The sequence below is a fragment of the Salinivibrio sp. ML198 genome (genome assembly GCF_001996015.1).
Lineage (GTDB): Bacteria > Pseudomonadota > Gammaproteobacteria > Enterobacterales > Vibrionaceae > Salinivibrio > Salinivibrio siamensis.
In genome coordinates this window covers 1-319 of the sequence record NZ_MUEZ01000078.1, presented here as the reverse complement: position 1 = coordinate 319, position 319 = coordinate 1, and the positions used below count along the sequence as shown (strand labels likewise).

The following is a 319-nucleotide window of genomic DNA, read 5'->3' as shown; positions in this document are numbered from 1 at the left end:
GAGAATCGCTTGGCGTTCGGGTGACTTAACAGGAATGAACCGGCTGTTTGGACGCTGAACAGCGTCACAAATGGCAACGGCATCGTTCAGGTCATTTTTCCCTTTTGTGCGATAAGGACCGACATACTTTGCGGCCATGATACGGGTATCGTGACCGAGCTTGTTGAATTCTCTGGCCCAATAATGTGCCCCACTACAGGCCTCAATACCTATGCACATTGTAGGCATATTTGCTAATGTAGCCAGTAGTTTAGCGCGTGAAACAGATTTATGGAGAATGACTTTTCCGTGGTCATCCACCGCGTGAAGAGAAAAGTGG

General features: G+C 48.3%; 1 pseudogene. It reads right to left on the bottom strand.

Features of this window, described 5'->3' with window-relative positions:
* Positions 1–319: pseudogene (locus tag BZG25_RS15815) on the bottom strand (IS110 family transposase); the annotation flags it as partial.